The 308-nt window shown below is 46.1% G+C and carries 1 pseudogene; it reads right to left on the bottom strand.

The annotated features are described in order from the left end of the window. Nucleotides 1–70 precede the first annotated feature (70 nt). Nucleotides 71–190 (bottom strand): annotated as a pseudogene (locus ACTHS4_RS11790) (IS5/IS1182 family transposase); the annotation flags it as partial. Nucleotides 191–308 lie beyond the last annotated feature (118 nt).

Here is a 308-nt window from a genome sequence, read left to right as displayed (position 1 = left end):
CCCCTGAGCTACAGACCCGTTCAAGAGTAGGGGCGTATTGTATCATAAATTATTCCGCTTACAAGGTCGTCTGAAAAAGATATAGTGGATTAACTTTAAACCAGTACGGCGTTGCCTCGCCTTGCCGTACTATCTGTACTGTCTGCGGCTTCGTCGCCTTGTCCTGATTTAAAGTTAATCCACTATACTTGATTTAGCTTAAAGGTCGTCTGAAAACCCATTTCAGACGACCTTCAAAGTCTCTCCACAAGCCTCACCGTATTTCTTTGGCTGCCTCTTGCTCCGCTTTGTAACGGCGCAGATAGGCA

Source organism: Neisseria sp. P0014.S009, assembly GCF_051958155.1.
Taxonomy (GTDB): domain Bacteria; phylum Pseudomonadota; class Gammaproteobacteria; order Burkholderiales; family Neisseriaceae; genus Neisseria; species Neisseria flavescens_C.
This window is presented reverse-complemented; position numbering and strand designations above follow the sequence as displayed.